The 16,718-nt window shown below is 61.2% G+C and carries 20 protein-coding genes and 1 pseudogene; 10 read left to right on the plus strand and 11 right to left on the minus strand.

What is annotated here, in order from left to right; genetic code table 11:
• Window positions 1–15 precede the first annotated feature (15 nt).
• A complete protein-coding gene (locus E4P01_RS11265) occupies window positions 16–1,338 on the plus strand; it encodes an Nramp family divalent metal transporter (RefSeq protein ID WP_078821083.1) in 1,323 nt (440 codons plus the stop codon).
• Between the two features lie 47 nt (window positions 1,339–1,385).
• Here E4P01_RS11265 and E4P01_RS11270 read toward each other — a convergent pair.
• The 3 genes and pseudogenes from E4P01_RS11270 to E4P01_RS11280 all read right to left on the minus strand — a co-directional run.
• Window positions 1,386–1,484: pseudogene (locus tag E4P01_RS11270) on the minus strand (PIN domain nuclease); the annotation flags it as partial.
• Window positions 1,481–1,840, minus strand: coding sequence for a type II toxin-antitoxin system prevent-host-death family antitoxin (locus tag E4P01_RS11275; RefSeq protein ID WP_248090394.1), 360 nt, complete (start codon window positions 1,838–1,840; stop codon window positions 1,481–1,483). The gene E4P01_RS11275 and the pseudogene E4P01_RS11270, both read right to left, overlap by 4 nt.
• An 83-nt stretch (window positions 1,841–1,923) precedes the next feature.
• Complete coding sequence (locus E4P01_RS11280; protein WP_216091209.1) at window positions 1,924–2,913, minus strand: LysR family transcriptional regulator; 990 nt, start codon at window positions 2,911–2,913, stop codon at window positions 1,924–1,926.
• 117 nt (window positions 2,914–3,030) lie between these two features.
• Between E4P01_RS11280 and E4P01_RS11285 the strand changes: the two genes are divergently transcribed.
• From E4P01_RS11285 to E4P01_RS11310, 6 genes are all read left to right on the plus strand, one after another.
• The gene (locus tag E4P01_RS11285) at window positions 3,031–3,519 is read left to right on the plus strand and encodes a DMT family transporter (RefSeq protein ID WP_216091210.1); all 489 of its coding nucleotides are present in this window, start codon (window positions 3,031–3,033) and stop codon (window positions 3,517–3,519) included.
• A gap of 4 nt (window positions 3,520–3,523) precedes the next feature.
• Entirely contained in the window at window positions 3,524–3,979 is a 456-nt protein-coding gene (locus tag E4P01_RS11290; protein ID WP_032876352.1) for a DMT family transporter, read from the plus strand.
• Between the two features lie 89 nt (window positions 3,980–4,068).
• On the plus strand, window positions 4,069–4,239 hold the full coding sequence (locus tag E4P01_RS11295; RefSeq protein ID WP_078821086.1) for a metallothionein: 171 nt from the start codon (window positions 4,069–4,071) through the stop codon (window positions 4,237–4,239).
• 116 nt (window positions 4,240–4,355) lie between these two features.
• Entirely contained in the window at window positions 4,356–5,132 is a 777-nt protein-coding gene (locus tag E4P01_RS11300) for a helix-turn-helix transcriptional regulator (protein ID WP_216091211.1), read from the plus strand.
• Between the two features lie 69 nt (window positions 5,133–5,201).
• Window positions 5,202–5,375: a DUF1427 family protein gene (locus E4P01_RS11305; RefSeq protein ID WP_078821088.1), complete on the plus strand. Its 174-nt coding sequence runs from the start codon at window positions 5,202–5,204 to the stop codon at window positions 5,373–5,375.
• Between the two features lie 28 nt (window positions 5,376–5,403).
• Entirely contained in the window at window positions 5,404–6,363 is a 960-nt protein-coding gene (locus E4P01_RS11310; protein ID WP_032876348.1) for a zinc-binding alcohol dehydrogenase family protein, read from the plus strand.
• A gap of 47 nt (window positions 6,364–6,410) precedes the next feature.
• Here E4P01_RS11310 and E4P01_RS11315 read toward each other — a convergent pair whose 3' ends face one another.
• The gene (locus E4P01_RS11315) at window positions 6,411–7,442 is read right to left on the minus strand and encodes a purine nucleoside permease (RefSeq protein WP_078821089.1); all 1,032 of its coding nucleotides are present in this window, start codon (window positions 7,440–7,442) and stop codon (window positions 6,411–6,413) included.
• A 14-nt stretch (window positions 7,443–7,456) separates the two neighbouring features.
• Window positions 7,457–8,407, minus strand: coding sequence for a nucleoside-specific channel-forming protein Tsx (locus tag E4P01_RS11320; protein WP_005787604.1), 951 nt, complete (start codon window positions 8,405–8,407; stop codon window positions 7,457–7,459).
• Between the two features lie 208 nt (window positions 8,408–8,615).
• Here E4P01_RS11320 and E4P01_RS11325 point away from each other — a divergent pair, with 208 nt between their 5' ends.
• The gene (locus E4P01_RS11325) at window positions 8,616–9,416 is read left to right on the plus strand and encodes an aminoglycoside phosphotransferase family protein (protein ID WP_216091212.1); all 801 of its coding nucleotides are present in this window, start codon (window positions 8,616–8,618) and stop codon (window positions 9,414–9,416) included.
• Here E4P01_RS11325 and E4P01_RS11330 read toward each other — a convergent pair.
• The gene (locus E4P01_RS11330) at window positions 9,410–10,357 is read right to left on the minus strand and encodes an AraC family transcriptional regulator (RefSeq protein WP_216091213.1); all 948 of its coding nucleotides are present in this window, start codon (window positions 10,355–10,357) and stop codon (window positions 9,410–9,412) included. The two genes, E4P01_RS11325 and E4P01_RS11330, sit on opposite strands and share 7 nt — an antisense overlap.
• A gap of 242 nt (window positions 10,358–10,599) precedes the next feature.
• Between E4P01_RS11330 and E4P01_RS11335 the strand changes: the two genes are divergently transcribed.
• Window positions 10,600–11,373 carry an L-iditol 2-dehydrogenase gene (locus E4P01_RS11335; RefSeq protein WP_032876342.1) on the plus strand — a complete coding sequence of 258 codons (774 nt, stop codon included), beginning with the start codon at window positions 10,600–10,602 and terminating at the stop codon, window positions 11,371–11,373.
• 126 nt (window positions 11,374–11,499) lie between these two features.
• Window positions 11,500–12,207 (plus strand): nicotinamidase, encoded by a 708-nt coding sequence (locus E4P01_RS11340; protein WP_248130001.1) that lies wholly within the window; start codon window positions 11,500–11,502, stop codon window positions 12,205–12,207.
• Here E4P01_RS11340 and E4P01_RS11345 read toward each other — a convergent pair.
• From E4P01_RS11345 to E4P01_RS11365, 5 genes are read right to left on the minus strand one after another with little or no spacing between them, the layout of a single operon-like run.
• Window positions 12,152–13,183 carry an ABC transporter substrate-binding protein gene (locus tag E4P01_RS11345; RefSeq protein ID WP_078821091.1) on the minus strand — a complete coding sequence of 344 codons (1,032 nt, stop codon included), beginning with the start codon at window positions 13,181–13,183 and terminating at the stop codon, window positions 12,152–12,154. The genes E4P01_RS11340 and E4P01_RS11345 overlap by 56 nt on opposite strands.
• Window positions 13,184–13,197: 14 nt before the next feature.
• Window positions 13,198–14,295: an FAD-dependent oxidoreductase gene (locus E4P01_RS11350; protein WP_216091214.1), complete on the minus strand. Its 1,098-nt coding sequence runs from the start codon at window positions 14,293–14,295 to the stop codon at window positions 13,198–13,200.
• Window positions 14,292–15,635: an NAD(P)/FAD-dependent oxidoreductase gene (locus E4P01_RS11355; protein ID WP_248130003.1), complete on the minus strand. Its 1,344-nt coding sequence runs from the start codon at window positions 15,633–15,635 to the stop codon at window positions 14,292–14,294. Before E4P01_RS11355 ends, E4P01_RS11350 begins: the two co-directional genes overlap by 4 nt.
• Window positions 15,632–15,922, minus strand: a complete 291-nt coding sequence (locus E4P01_RS11360) for a (2Fe-2S)-binding protein (RefSeq protein WP_005787618.1) — start codon at window positions 15,920–15,922, stop codon at window positions 15,632–15,634. The genes E4P01_RS11355 and E4P01_RS11360 overlap by 4 nt, the downstream gene beginning before the upstream one ends.
• Window positions 15,922–16,716, minus strand: coding sequence for an ABC transporter permease (locus tag E4P01_RS11365; RefSeq protein ID WP_005787620.1), 795 nt, complete (start codon window positions 16,714–16,716; stop codon window positions 15,922–15,924). The genes E4P01_RS11360 and E4P01_RS11365 overlap by 1 nt, the downstream gene beginning before the upstream one ends.
• Window positions 16,717–16,718: the final 2 nt, after the last annotated feature.

The raw sequence follows: 16,718 nt of genomic DNA on the forward strand, positions 1-16,718 counted from the left end.
TGTCTGGAATTGCGCGTGAAATTCAACCTGCCGAAAATCGCTACCGCTCCGTTCTGCCCGCCGGAAGTGGCCGGCTCTGTTGCCGTTGACCCCAAGGCGTCCTTTTTCAAACGCATGTTGATGTTCGCCGGCCCCGGCTTGTTGATCTCCATTGGCTACATGGACCCGGGCAATTGGGCGACCGCCATTGAAGCCGGTTCACGCTACGGCTACAGCCTGCTATTTGTGGTGCTGCTGGCCAGCCTTGCGGGGATGGCGGTGCAGTGCCTGTGCTCACGGCTGGGCATCGCCACTGGCAAGGACCTGGCGCAGCTGTGCCGCGAGCGTTACAGCAAGCGCTCCTCACGTACCCAGTGGCTGCTGGCGGAAATCTCCATCATCGCCACCGATCTTGCCGAAGTGCTCGGTTGCGCCCTGGCGTTTCACCTGCTGCTTGGCGTGTCGCTGACCACTGGCATTGTCATCACCGCCTTCGACACGCTGTTGATCCTGGCCCTGCAAAACCGCGGTTTCCGCCGCCTTGAAGCGATCATGCTGGCGCTGGTGGCGACCATCGGCGTGTGCTTCTTTATCGAACTGGTGCTGATCAAACCCTACTGGCCGGACGTGCTCAGCGGTTTCACGCCTTCACTGTCGGCGATCAGCGACGCGGCGCCGTTGTACCTGGCGATCGGCATCCTTGGCGCCACGGTCATGCCCCATAACCTCTACCTGCACACCTCCATCGTGCAGACGCGCCTGATCGGCAAGGACCTGGCGAGCAAGCAGGACGCGGTCAAGCTGGCGCGTATCGACACCATCGGTTCCCTGGCTCTGGCACTGTTGGTCAACGCAGCGATCCTGGTGCTGGCCGCTGCGGCGTTCTACAAGACGGGCCATACCGATGTGGTGGAAATCCAGGACGCCTATCATCTGCTCGACCCACTGGTAGGTGGCGCCTTCGCCAGCATCCTGTTCGGTATCGCGTTGCTGGCGTCTGGGCAGAGTTCGACCTTTACCGGCACCATTGCCGGGCAAGTGATCATGGAGGGCTACCTGAACCTGCGCATACCCTGCTGGCAACGCCGCCTGATCACTCGCGGACTGGCGTTGATCCCGGCGTTCCTTGGGGTATGGCTGATGGGCGACGATGCCATCGGCAAGCTGCTGATTCTCAGCCAGGTGGTACTCAGCCTGCAGTTGCCGTTCGCGCTGTATCCACTGATTCGCATGACCGGTGACAAGCAGTTGATGGGGCCGTTCGTCAATCGATTGCCCACGCGGCTGTTGGCGTGGTTCCTGTTCGCGGTGATCAGTGGGGCGAATGCGTGGTTGATTGGGCAGTGGTTGTTGGATTGATGATATAGGGCCGCTGGAATCCAGGCCTACACCAACATTGCCAATGAGTCTGCGGCATTTTCAATCAGCTTGTGAGCTTTGCTGGATAGTCTGGGGTCATCGTTGAGCGCCCACAGCAGAATATGGGTATCCAGCAACAGTCTCACGAGTGGTTGCCCTCGAATGCATCCAGTAAATCGCTAGGTAGTGGCGCGTCGAAATCTTCAGGGATGACCAGCTTTCCCTTCATTGCGCCAATCCGCTGTCCGTTGGATTTACCCACGGGCACCAGCTGTGCCATTGCGCGCCCATGCTTGGCAATGGTGATGATTTTACCGGCGGCGGCATCGTCGACCAATTTGGACAGGTTGTTTTTTGCCTCACCCAGAGGAACGGTAATCATGTTGTCTTCCCCGTGTTTTGGCCAAATATAGCCAAAACTACGTGAGCTATCAAAGACGGCTCGACCACCGGCCAAAGCTGCTCGTTCCGCGCGTGATGGTTTGTAATACACGACATCCATGGCATATCTCCAAGAAAGAACAAACCAAAGTCTGCCCCAGCGATCGGTATCCAGAAATACTGGCCCGTAAAATCAGAACGGGCCTACTTTTCTTCCGAGGAATTTTCCCTCGGTGGCACCATTAGCAAGGGCGGCTTCACTTCCCGATCCCAATACGGCACCGTCCCAAAACACTCCACGAAATAGTCGATCACCGTACGCACTTTCAACGACAATCTCCGGCTGCCCGGCCACAGTGCGGCAATCTGCTGGGGCTCCAGGGTGGTCGCCACTTCATATTCAGTCAGCACAGCCTGCAAACTGCCGGCGCGCAGGCTTTCGCCAATCAGCCAGGACGGAAACACCACCAGGCCCAGGCCCTGTTCGGCGGCGTGGGTCAGGGTGTCGGCGTGGTTGCCGGTGATCGGGCCCTTGACGCTGTAGGAGGTCCAGTCACTTTGGCCGCGCCGGAAGAACCAGCGTTGCTGGCCCGTGATGCCTTTGTAGGCCAGGCAGTGGTGGTCGACCAGTTCGTCGGGGTGGCGCGGCGTGCCGTGTTGCGCCAGGTAGGTGGGGCTGGCGGCGATGCGAAAGCGCTGGGGCGCGAAGATGCGTGCCTGCATACCCGAATCATTGAGCACGCCAATGCGAAACAGCAGGTCGGTGCCGTCTTGCAGTGGGTCGACGAAGGTATCGGTTTGCTGGATATCCAGTTGCAGCTTCGGGTAACGCCGGCACAGTTGCCCCAACCACGGTGAAAGGTGGCGCTGGCCGAATACCATCGGCGCATTGATACGCACCAGCCCGCTGGGCTCACTGTCTTGTTCCTGCAGGGCTTGGTTCGCCGTTTCCAGCTGCTCCAATACCAGCCGCGCGTGACGCCCCAGCAGGCGCCCGGCTTCGGTGGGGCTTACGGCGCGGGTGTGGCGGTACAGCAATTGCTGGCCGAGGGCCTGTTCCATCAGTTGAATCTGCCGCGAAATGGAGGAGGGCGCTAGGCTTTCTCGGCGGGCCACTTCGGAAAAACTGCCATGGTCGAGCACGGCGACGAACAGGCGCAGCGCCTTGAAACTCAGCTCATTCAAACCCCGCATCATCTCTCCTGGCTGTGCGTATTGCGCAAAGGTGTTGTTTGCATGCTCCCATTTATCGCACAGGACGGCCACCGGATAATGCGCGCCATGTTTTCTTTGTTGATGCGCAGGTGATCCATGCAGGCACGTTCTATTGAAGGTGTGGCGCAGGCCAGACCTAACAAAAATTTTCTGCGGTTGCTGTTGTTGCCGTTGGTGATCCTGGCGGGCATGGGCCTGTCGGTGGAGGCTGGCCTGCTCGGGCCATTGGGCGCGCAGGTCGGGCATTTGTGGGCGACCTTGAGCATCTTCGGCGTCGGCACCGCGATTCTCCTTCTACTGCTGCTGTTCAGCGGCCCGCAGCAGGGCCCGGCATTTACCCAACTGCCGCGCTGGCAGTTGATTGGTGGGTTCCTGGGGCCGATGTATGTGGTGGTGCTGACCCTAGCCACGCCCCACATCGGTATCGCCATGACCATGATTGCGATCCTGTCCGGCCAGGTGGGCAAGAGTGTATTGATCGACCACTTCGGTTGGTTCGGCACGGCGCGCAAGCGCGTCAATGGCGAACGCTGGATTGCGCTGGCGTTGATTGTGGCGGCATTGGTCCTGATTGCACGAGGGTAAGACGATGAATCTGATTCTGTTATTGGTGGTGGTGATTGCGGCAGGGGCGGTGTTGAGTGTGCAGGCCGCGATCAATGGGCGCCTGGGCCAGACGGTTGGGGTATTGCGCAGCAGCCTGCTGACTTTTGCCGTTGGTGCACTCACCACGGCGTTGTTGATATTTTTCTTCGAGCCGGCTCAGGCCGTCAGCCTGCTGGATGTGCCGAAATGGCAATTGACCGGCGCCTTGTTCGGCGTGGTGTACATGCTGGTGATGGTCGGCGCGGTGCCTGTGGTTGGCACGGCGGTCGCCACGGTGGCGGTGATTGTCGGGCAGTTGGGCATGGGCATGCTGATCGACAACTTTGGCTGGCTGGGCAACCCGGCGATCGAATTGTCGGGCAGCCGCATCGTGGCGATGCTGTGCCTGGCGCTGGCACTGGTGTTCATGTACCGCAGCAATACCCGGGCGGCCGACTGACGGCGCTGAACCTTGGCGCTCTGCGTGGAGTCACTGCTTAAGGTGTGGCGTTCGCTGCACCGGGACGACCATGAAGAAGGAGTCTGACCATGCCAGATAAAACCTGTGCTTGCCCACACTGCAAATGCGTACTGGGTGCCGATGCGATCATGAAGGACGGTAAAGGTTATTGCTGCCAGAGCTGTGCCGAGCACCATGCCCACGGTGAGCCTTGCGCCGCCGCGACCGGCTGTGAGTGCGCCAAGTCGGCCCGCACCTGACGTGATCTACCTGCAGGCTCGGACAACCCGGGCCTGCCGGGTGAGTAAAAACAGTTCGCTTGTCGGCGGCCAGTCTTTACCATGGTCGCCTTTCCCTTGATTGACATATACCCGCCATGGCCCTGGCCGCGCCCCCCGACCTCAGTGATCAAGCCGTCCCAGTGCAGCCCCTGGCACGCACATACCCGCGTGGGTTGTATGTGGAGCCCCATCGCCATGATTGGGGCCAGTTGCTCTATGCGATGAGCGGCGTGATGTGGGTCGAGACGCCCCGTGAAGCCCTGATAGTTGCGCCGCAGCGCGCCGTGTGGTTGCCGCCGGGAGTCGAACACGGCATCCGTGTTGTCTCCGACTTGCAGATGCGCAATATCTACCTGCGTCCGGCATTGGCGGCGACGCTTGACAGCCAGGTGCAGGTCATCGAAGTAGGCCGGTTGTTGCGCGAATTGATCGTGACGTTGGTTGAACAAGGCGATCACGGCGATGCCGGCTACTACGAGGCGGTCGTCGGCCTGGCCCTGCTTGAGCTGCAACGCGCACGTCGCTCCCCAATTCGCATCGCCATGCCGGTGGCGACTGATCGTCGGCTAAGCAGTGTATGCCAGGCGGTCATGGCTGCGCCCTCTCTGGAAATCCCCTTCGAGCAGCACGCCGAGGCTGCGGGCGCCAGCGTGCGCACCCTGGCGCGACTGTTCCAGAACCACTTGGGCATGGGCTTTGCCGAGTGGCGGCGCCAGGTGCAGTTGGCGACGGCAGCCGCGGAGCTGGTCCAGGGCCAGTCGGTGAGCGGCATTGCCCGCGGCCTGGGGTATTCGCCCAGCAGTTTCAGCGACATGTTCCGCCGTGAACTGGGTGTATCGCCTTCGCAGTACGCGGGTTGGCCGAAATCCTGAAGCACTTGGCCGATGTCGAAGCCAGTCGCACCTTAAGCTGAGCCCATCAATCAACCGGGCGTAGTCACCATGAACTATCTGATTTCCTTGGCCATCGGCCTGTTTGTCGGCGTGATCTACGGCGTGCTGGGCTTCCGTTCGCCCGCACCGCCGGCCATTGCTCTGGTGGGGCTGATGGGCATGCTGCTCGGCGAACAGTTGTGGCCCATGGGGCGGCAGTTGGTCAGCGGTTGGTTGTCCTGATCCTTTTCTTCTTCGACGGATGCCTTTAATGAAAGCACTACAATTTAGCGCCAGTGGCGACCTCGCCGACCTGCGCCTGGTCGATGTTGCCACGCCCGTACCGTCTGCCGATGAAGTGCTGGTCCAGGTTAAAGCCGCCGGTCTGAACCCCAGCGATGTGAAAAACGTACTCGGCCGGTTTCCCTACACCACGCTGCCGCGCATTCCCGGGCGTGATTTTGCCGGGGTGGTGGTCGAAGGTCCGCCAGCCTTGCTCGGTCAGGAAGTCTGGGGCACCGGTCGCGACCTGGGTTTTTTTGCTGACGGCTCCCATGCCCAATACCTTCGGGTATTGGCCACAGGCGTGGTGCCCAAGCCCGGTCACTTGAGCTTCACCCAGGCCGCGAGCCTTGGCGTGCCGTATACCACGGCCTGGGATGCGCTGGAACGCAGTGGTGTGGGCAAGGGCACGCGGTTGCTGGTGATCGGCGCCAATGGTGCCGTTGGCAGCGCGGCGTTGGCACTGGCGAAGCTTCGTGGTGCGCAGGTGCTGGCAGCGGTGCGTCGCCCTGATCAGGTGGATGTCTTACAGGCGCAAGGCGTGGAGGCGATTGCCCTGGGCCAACCGCAGGAACTGGGCGTACAAGTGCACGCCGTGTTCAAGGGCGGCGCCGAGGTGATCTTCGATACCAGCGGTTTCTGGCTGCCCGCTGCAGTGGCGGGGTTGGCGCCTTTCGGCCGTATCGCAATCATTGCCGCGCCGGTCGACGGCCACGTGCAACTGCCGGCTCTGGCGCTGTATCGCAAGGGGGGGACGGTGGTAGGCGTCAATTCGTTGCTCTATAGCTGTGAGCAATGTGCGGTGATGTTAGGGGCGTTCGGGCGGTTCTTTGATGAGGGGTTGTTGCCGTTGCCCACCGGCCTGCGCGAAGTGGCGTTGGCTGATGGAGTTGAGTGTTATGAGCAAGTGAACAGCGGCAGCCCGGACAAATTCATCCTGCTGCCGTGACATCGTCTCAAATGTGGGAGGGGGTAAGCCCCTCCCACTTCATATCTTTACTCGACCTCGGGTACGCCTTTTTCCCACGCCGACCACTGCTTCACAATCGCCTGCACCAGCGGGATGCCCGTGCGGTACAGGTTTTCCAGTGCCGGTACAAAGCCGCCCTGGTCCGCATACTTGAGCAAGTTGTCGACCTCGCTGTAACCCGGATAAGGCCGGTCAAAATCGGAGCCTGCGCGCACCACGGCCAGGCGCTGGATATCCACCAGGCCCTCACGGCTGGCGCGCAGCAGGGCTTCATAAGTGGAGTTGTCCTCCTGCTGGGTGGTGCAGTATTCGCCTTTATTGTCGGTGAGCAACTTGGTCCAGACTTCGGCGCGTTCGCTCAGGCGAGTGCCGGAAAACCAAGTGTTGCCCGCCAGGGTATCGCAGCGCGTGACTTGCGGCGGCTGATTGGCCGGGGCGTCGGGATAGTGCTTGCGCCAGGCGGCGGATTCTTTGCTCTCGGTCAGCTCCACCGTGTGCGACAAGGCAAACGCCTTGGCTTGCAGCTTGGGGTTGAGCTCGAATACTTCGGTCTTGTAGTCCAGCGGTGGCTTTTCGTTGGGCCCCTTGGTGTTGATGCCGATATAACCGGTCGGCCAGTCCTTGGGCGCATCCCGTGAATCCAGCTCCCACTGGGTGCCGAACTCCACCAGGTAATGGGCCCAGGCGGCGGTGCCGATGGTGCCGTGCTTGGGGCTGATACCGGCGATACCGGCAATCAGGAAATAGCTCTGGCGCAGGTCGAATTTGGGCGACAAGGCCAGGGCCAGGGTCGACGCAGCGGCGTTGGTCTGGCCCATGCCGGTTACCAGCAGGCACACGTCCTGGGTGTTGCAGCGAATCACTGGGTATTCGGCAGACAGCCCTGGCACGCGTACTTCCTGCTTGAGTTCCAGGCGGTCGATCCAGGTTTGCGCCTCGGGGGCGAACATGGTGATCAACATCACCTTGGGCTTGATCGGTGCGGGGTTATCCGCCAGCACTACGTGGGGCAGCAGAGCGAGGCCGACGGCCAGCGAGATACGAGTCAGTGCGTTCATGTACAGCTCCTTGATCAGAATTGGTAACCCACGCCGGCGTAGTAACCCCAGCCATCAGAGCGGGCGCGGAAGTTGCCTTCGCCGAAATTCAACTCGCTGCCGTCTTCCCAGTTGCCACCGTTGTGAAAGTAACGACCCACCAGGGTAAAGCGCAGGTGGGTGAACGCGTACAGCAACACGTTGGTAGCCACCAGGGAATTGGCGGTGCGCGCCGGGTTGTCCTTGTGCAGGTCCGAGCCGAAGTCGTAGTTGGTAAAGCCGATATAGGTCAGCGAAGCACCGTTGTCGAACTTGCCGATGGGCACGATGTACTTCATCTGCGCGCGGTAGCCATCCCAGGAATATTCATTGCTGGCGCCGTAGTTTTCCCACTGATAGCGGCCATAGAAGTTGGCCGACAGGTTGACCCGCGAGTGGGTGTCGATATCGGTGCCCAAGCCGCTGTACAGGGTGTTGGCGCGGTTTTCCTTATGGCTGCCGTGATCGTAAATCCAGTCGAAGGCCACATACCACTCCTTGAACGGGCCGATTGCCAGGCTGCGCCCTGCGAGGTAGTCGATGGATATCCGCGGTTCATGCTCCATGAATACCGGCGAGCCATGGTCCCATACACCTTTGTCATTACTGTTACCGATGGTGAGGATCTTCGGCACGTCGATATAGCCGTACAGCTCAAAGGGCCCCTTGCGCCCGAAGTACTCGTACTCCAGGTAGACGTCATCCTGGGGCTTGGGGCCGAAGCTGATGTCTTTGCTGCCGATCAGCGTCAGGTCCTGGTTGAACCACTCCGACAGGTAAACGCCTTTTTTCGCCGGTGGGCTGGCCTCAGGGCTAAGGGTTTCGCCCTGGGCTGAATCATCGACGGGCTTTTGCTGCGCCAAAATGGGGCCACTGAGTACTCCCGTAACGGCGGCCAGTAGCAGGGAAACACCAAGGCAAGCACGAGGCTTAGAGGTGGGATGCATTGAAAGTCCTTATTCGTACACGGTTTAGCCCGATTCATCGGGTAGGGCTGAACTTGGCAGCCAAGTTCGTTCCGCAAACGTTTGCACAGGCTGTACCAACTTGTGTCAATGGCTTGAACTGTTTGGAAAAAATGCGAATTAGCCGACGCTTTGGTCAGAAAACCAGCAGGTTACATGTCATCCTGTGTCCACTCACTGGAGCACCCATATGTTCGATCACTATCTGCGCGCCTGGAGCTTGAGTGCCGATGGCGAGCCTATCGTTACGCCTGGCAGTCACCTTTTGCCGGTGCGCTGGCAAGGCATGGCGGCGATGTTGAAAATTGCCCATACCTCGGAAGAAAAACTTGGCGGTCGCTTGTTGAGTTGGTGGGCGGGCGACGGCGCGGCGCAGGTGTTTGCTCATGACCACACCGCAGTATTGATGGAGCGCGCCACTGGGCCAGGTTCCTTGATGCGCATGGCCCTCAATGGCCAGGACGACGAAGCCAGTCAGATCGCCTGCGCCACCGTGGCCCGACTGCATGCGCCCCGTGCGTCGCCGCCCGAGGGTTTGCTTGGGCTGGATGAATGGTTCAATGCCTTGTGGAACGCCGCCGAGCGCGAAGGTGGCGTGCTACGCGATTGCGCGGCGATGGCCCGTACCTTGTTGGTGGCGCAACAGGATAGGGTGGTGCTGCACGGAGATATCCATCACAACAATATTCTCGACTTCGGCCCTCGGGGCTGGCTGGCGATTGATCCAAAACGTGTGGTGGGTGAGCGCGGCTACGATTACGTCAACCTGATCTGCAATCCGGATTTGCCTACTGCTAGCGACCCGCAGCGTTTCAGCCGCCAGGTCGAGGTGATTACGCAGGCGGCGGGGCTGTCGCGCACGCGTCTGCTGCAATGGGTGGTGGCTCACGCTGGGCTGTCCGCCGCCTGGTTTCTGGAAGATCAGGAACGCGAGCGCGCCGAGGCTGAGTTGCGGGTGGCTTGCCTGGCGCAACAGGCACTGGGTCAATAGGTGAGCTTGGCGCGTGGTGGTTGATTGGCGATGGGGTTGAATAAATGCAGTGCAGTCTGCCGCCGGTATTCGCTCGGCGTCTGGTGCATTTCGATGCGAAAGTGGCGGTTGAAATTGGACAGGTTGGCGTAGCCCACTTCAAAGCAGATATCCGCCACCGACATCTGGCTTTGCAACAACAACCGGCAGGCACGTTGCACGCGGAACTTGCGCATCAGGTCGATAAAACCGTGGCCGGTGTTGCGCTTGAAAAAACGCGAGAAGCCCGGCTCGCTCATCTCCAATTGCCGCGCAATGTCCGATAGGCGCACGTCGCCGGTCAGTTCGCGCATCAGGTAATCGAAGGCTTTGTTGATGCGATCGGCACTGCGCGCATCCAGGGTGGGTGCGTAGTACGGGCTGGCCAGGGTCTTGGCCTGTGTGGGCGAGGCGTTCTTCAGGGTGTCGAGCAGCTGCAGAAACAGGGTCAGGCGTTGCAGGCCATGGGCGCTGCCGATGGCCTCCATCAGCCGTGCCGCACTTGTTGCTGCTTCGCCGGTGAATTCAAGACCGCATCGCGCCCGTTCAAACAACGGTTGTAGATCGCCGAGCTCAGGCAGGGTGGTGCGCAGGGCGAGGAGGGCGGCGCCGTCGAACTGCAGCACCACGTCGCGGCCGCTCAGGTATTCGCCCGGCGCCAGGTCGCCGATCCAGTCGTGGGGCAGGTCAGGACCGATCAACGCGACATGACCGGCGCTGAACGCACCAATATAGTCGCCCGCCACCAGCTTGCCGCTGCCCTGGCGGATCAGGTGAATCTCGAACTCGGGGTGGTGGTTCCAGCGCGCCAGCTCATAGGGATAGTCATGTTCGAACCAGCGAAAACCATGCTCCGGTTCGGGCAGGATCACTTCAAGCTCCGCAGGGCGGTGCTCGAACGGGCTGGCGCGGCTGATGGGCATGGTGCTGCCTCTTGTCGTTGTGCAATGGACTCAAAATACGCGCACCGGCAATCAGTGTGCTACCCCGGTTTTGCTTTGCACTGGTACTTTTTTGATCCTGGGCTTGAGGTCAAAAAAGTATCAGCCGCGCAGTCGCCAGTCGTTTGTGAGGGCCAGGCCGAGCTGCTGTAATCGAAGCACGCCCACAAAAACAACAGGTGCAATGTGCCGGCGACCCGAACTCATTTTTACAGGACACCGCGATGAAACGACTCGAAGGTAAAAGCGCGTTGATCACCGGATCGGCGCGGGGTATCGGCCGAGCATTTGCCCAGGCCTATATTGCTGAAGGCGCTACCGTTGCCATTGCCGACATCAACCTGCAACGCGCCCAGGCCACCGCCGCCGAATTGGGCCCCCAGGCTTATGCCGTGGCGATGGACGTCACCGATCAAGCTTGCATCGACGCCGCCATCGCCGCGGTCGTGGCCCATGCCGGCAAGCTGGATATCCTGATCAACAATGCTGCGCTGTTCGACCTGGCACCTATTATCGACATTACCCGCGACAGCTTTGAGCGGCTGTTCTCGATCAACGTCGCCGGCACCCTGTTCACGCTACAAGCCGCGGCCCGGCAGATGATCAGCCAGGGCCATGGCGGTAAGATCATCAACATGGCCAGCCAGGCCGGACGACGGGGTGAGCCGTTGGTAGCCGTCTATTGTGCGACCAAGGCCGCGGTGATCAGCCTGACGCAATCGGCGGGGTTGAACCTGATCAAGCAGGGCATCAACGTCAATGCCATCGCCCCGGGCGTAGTGGACGGCGAGCACTGGGACGCAGTTGATGCACTGTTTGCCAGGCATGAGGGGCTGGCACCTGGCGAGAAGAAAAAGCGGGTAGGGGATGAGGTACCGTTCGGGCGCATGGGCACGGCGCAAGATCTGACTGGAATGGCGATCTTCCTTGCGTCGAAGGAAGCCGATTATGTGGTGGCCCAGACCTACAACGTGGATGGCGGCAACTGGATGAACTGAAGCCATGCACCGTTAAAAACTAGGAGGGTCGGTGCGACGATTCGACTTGCCCCCATGGTGGTGTTGCCAGCCATCTATAAAGTGACTGACACTCCGTCACCTGGGGCCTGCCACCGGAGAATCACCATGACCCTTGCGAAAACCGCCATCGCTTCATTCGACGTCGACGCGCAGAAAAGCTTCACGCCTTTGTGCCCCAACGAATTGCCGGTGGTCGGTGGCGACCGCATTGGCGCCGAACTCAACTACATGGCCAGCCTCGCCGGTCATCGCATTGGCAGCAAGGACGCCCACACCCCGCACGCCCCTTGGGTGGTTGCGCAGCACAGCGAGATGTTGCAACCCACCGGCCTTGCCCACGCCGATGTCACTTGGGTCAGCCACTGCGTACCGGGCACCGAAGGCTTCACATTGCTCGACGAACTGCCAACGCCTTATGACTATGACTACTTCGTCTGGAAGGGCGTCGAACCCGACCTGCACCCATATGGCGCCTGCTACCACGACCTGCATGACAAACTGTCCACCGGCGTCATCGAATACCTCAAGGCCCGAGGGGTGGTGCGTGTGATCGTCGGCGGCCTGGCTTTGGACTACTGCGTCAAGACCACTGCGTTGCAGTTGCTCAAGGCCGGATTGCAAGTGGTCCTGCACCTGCCGGCGTGCCGCAGCATCAGCGAGGAGGGGGGTGTACAGGCGGTCAATGAGTTGCTCAAGGCGGGTGCTGTCATCAGTAGCACCCGCGATGAACTGGCCGCGATTGCGCAGCGCTCAAGCCTCAACGCTCAATCGAGCGACTCCACCGCGCATTCCATTCCGGCCTCGCCTGGTTAACCTGGTCCCAGTCAATTGAAATCGCCGTCTGCAAGTAACCCTGCATGGCTTCCACCCGTGCCCGGGTCTTTTCGGTGGTGGGCGTCGTCGGGTTCGACGGGATCTGGTCGCCGTCCTCCAGCGCCGGCGCCTGGGCCTCGGCGGTCAGCAAGAACGCTGCGAGTTTCTGCGCCAGTTCCGGCTGGTCATTGCGGGCGATCACGCATTCGGCCACGTTGAGAACCACCGCGCCTTCCTTGGGCTGCGCATATTCCATGGGTATGCCCAACAGCTTCTGCGTGGCGACCTGGGTCGGCGTCAGGGGGAAGAGTGCGGCTTCGTCGGTTTGCACCATCTCGGAGATCTTCGCGGAGCTGGCGATGTATTCCAGTACGTTGGGGCCGACGCTCGTAGGCCAGGCTTTGAAGCCCGGTTCTACATTGGTTTCATCGCCACCCTGGATGCGGTTGAACATCAGGAAACCGTGCAGGCCAAAGGTGGAGGAGGCCAGGGACTGGAACACCACTTTGTCCTTGAAACGCGGGTCGGCCAGGTCCATCCACGAGGTGGGTGCGGACCAGCCCTTGTCCTTGAACATCTTGGCGTTGTAACCCAGGCCGGTGACGCCCAGTGTTACGGCCACGGCTTCGTCCTTGATTCTGGCCTTGGCCGGGATCTGCTCCAGGGTCGGGCTTGGCGCGAGCTTGTCGCACAGGCCCATGGAGATCGCGCGGTACATGATGCCGTCGTCGAGGAACATGACGTGCATCTGCGGGTTGGCCTTGTTGGCCTGGACCTTGGCAAGGATGTCCGAGGAGGTGCCGGGTACGATCACCACCTTGACGTTGTTGGCTTTCTCGAAGGCGGGCAGCACCTTGTCGGCGTACACCCGTTCCATGGTACCGCCGTTCATGCCCAGGTACAGCGTGGGGGCGGCCTGGGCGGTGCCGGTGAGCAAGGCGAGGGACAAGCAGGATAAAGCGATGCGTGAGTGCATGGATGTTTTTCCTCTCAGGCTTGGAAACGACGGATGGAAAACGCTTCGATGGGTTGGCGGCTGGCCCCTGCGCAGACAATCTCTGCCAGGGCTTCGCCGACTGCGGGGCCGAGCTGGAACCCGGCGCCGGCGAAGCCGAAACCGTGGAGCAGGCCAGGTTGGGTGCTGCTGGGGCCGATCACCGGTTCGTGATCGGGCAAGTAACCTTCGGTGCCGCTCCAGGTCCGGATCGCCTGGGCACCCTTGAGAAATGGATAGAGTTCGCTGGCATTGCGCAGAATTTCCAGCAGCGCGGCCTGACCTGGCCTGGCTTGCTGTGGGCCGAGGGCAAAGCCGCGACCGCCGCCGAGGATGCAGTTGCCCCTGGCGACTTGCCGCGCATAGATCCCTCCGCCCTCGACACCGGTATTGACAGTCATCACCACCGGCAGTGGTTCGGTGACCAGCATCGCCGGGTGCGCCGAGGTAATCGGTACCGGCTCGTCAAACTGTGCAGCGACACTGCCGGCCCAGGCACCGGCGCAGTTGAGCAGCCAGGGGGCTTGCAGATGCAAGCCATTGGCACAGTGCACCTGGAACTGTTGGCTGTTGTGCTCGATGCCGATCACTTCGGCTTGCTCGTACACCTCGGCGCCGTGGCGTAGGGCGGCACGGGCGAAGGCAGGGGCCACTAGTCGCGGGTTGGCATGTCCGTCTTCCGGGCACAAGGAGGCACCCACTGCCACGTCGCCCACCCAGGGGAAACGCCCGCGCAACTCAGTGCGATCCAACAGCTGCAAGCCCAGGTCGAAGCCACGGGTTTGTTCGGCATACGCATGCAGCGCAGCAAAATCTACCGGGCTGCGCGCCAGCTTCAAATGCCCGCAGCGCACGTACTCGCCACTAATGCCAATCAAGCCTGGCAAGTCGGCCCACAGTTGATGGGCGCGCTGGGACAACGGTAACTGATGCAAGGGCCGGCCCTGGCGGCGCACGCCGCCATAATTGACGCCGCTGGAGTGCGAGCCACAAAAATCCCGTTCCACCAGCGCCACCCGCTGGCCTTTTCGCGCGAGTGTCAAAGCTGCCGAAGCGCCGACGATCCCGCCGCCCAGGACGATGACGTCGATCATGGTTGCCCCTCCACGCCAAACGGCAGCGGCTTGATCGGCGTTTGGCCTCGCAGGCGTCCGACTTGTTCGATGCCACGCCCGCTGCGCTGGGCGACAATTTCCGCCGTCGCCAACCCGCACATCCGTCCCTGGCAGCGGCCCATGCCAATGCGGCAATGGGCTTTGACCCGATTTATTTCCCAGTGACCCTCATCCACTACTGCCCGCACTTCACCGACGCTGACCTCTTCGCAGCGGCACAGAATCAGTTCGTCGGGGGCTTGCACAGCCCATTGTTCGGGGAAAGGGAACGCGGTTTCCAGGCCCTGACGAAAGCCCTGGATCCTCGCCAACTGCTTCTGCAGCGTATCCTGGCGGTGCTGATCGACCGTAATGCCGGCATCCTCCAGCAGCGCCAACGCCGCATATTCGCCAGCCATCTGCGCCGCATCCGCGCCCATGATCCCTGCGCCATCGCCAGCCAGATACACCGCCTCGACGCTGCTGCGCCCAGCGCAGTCCCGCTGCGGCAACCAGGCGCGGTTGAGATTATTCCAGGCAAAGTCACAGCCGAGTAAATCCGCTAGTTGCGTTTCGCTGCGCAGGGCATGCGCGAAGGCCACCGCATCGCATTCCAGCGTCTGTTCGCCCCAGCGAATGCCGTGGACCCGTTGCTCTCCATCGATCTGCGACAGTGTTGCGCCCTGATGCACGGCAATCCCATGGGCCGTCAGCCAAGCACGGTAATACAAACCCTTTGCCAGGGTCGCCGGTTGCCTGAGCAGCGCCGGTAATGCGCGACATTGGGCACTGAACGGCGCACTGTCGAGCACGGCCAACACCTTGGCGCCCGCCTGGGCATATTGATAAGCGACGAGATAGAGCAGTGGTCCGGAACCACAAAACACTACGCGTTCGCCAATTGCGCAGCCCTGGTACTTCAAGGCGATTTGCGCCGCGCCCAGGCTGTAGACGCCCGGCAAGGTCCAGCCCGGCACCGGCAGGATACGGTCGGTGGCGCCGGTGGCGACAATGATGCGCGAATACTCAACGCTGTCGATGCGACCGCTGGTGAGCAGGTCGAGACGGTTGTCCTCGGCGTTCCATACCAGGGTTTGCGGCCGGTAGTCGATCAACGGCGCAAGCTCGTCCATGATGCGATGCACGGTCTGCGCCTTGCTCGCTTCAAAGCCGTAGAGTTGTTTGGCCGAGCGCTGGAAGTTTGCCGGTTGGCGCCGATATATCTGCCCGCCGCCGCGCAGGTTCTCATCGATCAAGCAGGGTTTTATGCCGTGATCGAGCAGCGTACGTGCGGCAGCGATGCCCGCTGGGCCTGCGCCTACAATTGCCACGGGCTTCATGGCTGCCGTCCTGGATCGCGGCTGATCGCGTGACCTTCTTCGAGCAACGTCGAGCAGGCCCGTACGCGTCGCCCATCGGCAAGCCGTACCCAACAATCCTGGCACGCACCCATCAGGCAAAAACCGGCGCGGCGTTCGGCGCTGAAATCGCTGCCGCGCAGATGGTCGGCGCAGGTCAGCATGGCAGTCAGCAAGGTATCGCCGAGCAGCCCGGTGGCCGGCTGCCCATCAAGGGTGAACGCCAGGGCTGGGCGCTGGGTTTCGGTCAGCCGCTTGAACAGCGCCATCAATGTTTCCCCACCAGTACACGGTCCAGGCCGTAGACCCGATCGAGCAGAATCATGGTCGCTGCGGTGAGTGCGATCACCAGCGCCGATACCGCCGCCATCATTGGATCGATGGACTCAGTGGCATACACGTACATGCGCACCGGCAGGGTTTGTGTGGCAGGTGAACTGACGAAGATTGACAGGGTCACCTCATCGAAACTGTTGATGAACGCCAGCAACCAACCACCGGCCACCCCAGGCAAAATCATCGGCAAGGTGATTTGCCGGAACAACGTAAAGCGCCCGGCTCCGAGGGATTCGGCGGCCTGCTCGGCACTGCGATCAATCCCGATCGCTGCCGCCAGCACCAGGCGCAGTACATAGGGAGTGATGATCACCACGTGCGCCAGCATCAGCCAGGTAAAGCTGCCATTAACGCCCATCAACGCAAACAGGCGCAGCATCGCCACGCCCAGCACCAGGTGCGGGATGATGATCGGCGACAGAAACAGTGCACTGAAAAAGTTACGCCCGGGGAACGTATAGCGACTGATCGCCAAAGCCGCCGGTACCGCGATCAAGGTCGCCAGGGACGCGGCGGTAAACGCCAGGATCAGGCTGTTATAGAAGGCCTGGATGAAGTCGGCGCGTTCGAATACGGCGCGAAACCAGCGCAGGGAAAAGCCCGATGTGGGCAGGCTCAAGGTGTTTTCCGGGGTGAACGCCACCAGGCACACCACCACCAGCGGCGCCATCATGAACAGCACCACCAAACCATGGAAACCGAGGGCCAAAGGACCGTTTCTGGACATGC

Origin of the sequence: Pseudomonas sp. NCIMB 10586 (genome assembly GCF_023127895.1) — a bacterium.
GTDB lineage: Bacteria > Pseudomonadota > Gammaproteobacteria > Pseudomonadales > Pseudomonadaceae > Aquipseudomonas > Aquipseudomonas synxantha_A.